We start from the raw sequence: 798 nt of genomic DNA, 5'->3' as shown, positions 1-798 counted from the left end.
ATGCGCAGGGGGAATGGCTTTCTATTCTTCTCTTCTTTCTTGTGTTTTCTTTTCTTCCCCTTTCCCTTTTTTGTCATTGTTATCTTTTCTTTCTTTTCTTCTTTTCCCTTTTCCCTTCTCCTTTTTTTTCTCTCTCCTTTTCTCTTCTCTCTTCTTTCCTTCCCTCCCCCCTCTTCCCTTTTTTCCTCCCCCCCTCCCCCTATCCTGACCCCTGCACTTCCTCTTGCATCCTTCACCCCCCACGTGCCTCTCCCCCTTCCCCCTCTCCTCCCCTTCCCCTGCCTTTCCCTTCCTCTCCCTTTCCCTCTCTTGCTTTTTTCCTTCTTTCCCTCTTCCCCCTTTTCTTCCTTTCTTTCTTCCTCTCTTTTCTTTCTCTCCTCTCTTCTTTCTTCTTCCCTTTTTTCTCCTCCCCCCTTTTCTCTCTTCCTTTTTCTTCTTTTTCCTCCTCTTTTCCCCTTTCCTCTCCCTTTCTTTTTCTTTCCCCTCTTTTCTTTCCCCTTCTCTCTTTTTCCTCTTCCTTTCTTTCTTTTCCCCTTTCCTTCCTCTCTTCTCCCTCCTTCTCTCTTTCTCTTCTCCTCCTTTTCCTTCCTTCCCTTCTTTTTCCTCCCTTTCCTTTCTCTCCTTTTTCTTCTTTCCTTTTCTCTTCCTCTTTTCCTTTTCCTCCTCCCCTTTTTTCTCCCCCTTCCTCTTTCCTTTTCCTTTTCTCCCCCCTCCTTTTTTTCCCTTCTTCTTCTCTTCCTTTTTCTTTTTCCCTCCCTCCTCCTTCTTTGCTCCCACGTACGTGTCGGCATCGGCCAG

At 46.4% G+C, this 798-nt stretch carries 1 protein-coding gene; it reads right to left on the bottom strand.

Translation table 11 applies throughout. The features are described 5' to 3' along the window. Positions 1 to 21: 21 nt before the first annotated feature. The coding region (locus F3J45_RS30655; RefSeq protein WP_205300751.1) for a hypothetical protein at positions 22 to 798 on the bottom strand (777 nt) is incomplete at its 5' end.

The sequence above is a fragment of the Pantoea sp. Ap-967 genome (assembly GCF_011752565.1).
Lineage (GTDB): Bacteria > Pseudomonadota > Gammaproteobacteria > Pseudomonadales > Pseudomonadaceae > Aquipseudomonas.
Note: the sequence above shows the minus strand (reverse complement) of the source record. Positions and strands in the feature narration are given on the sequence as shown.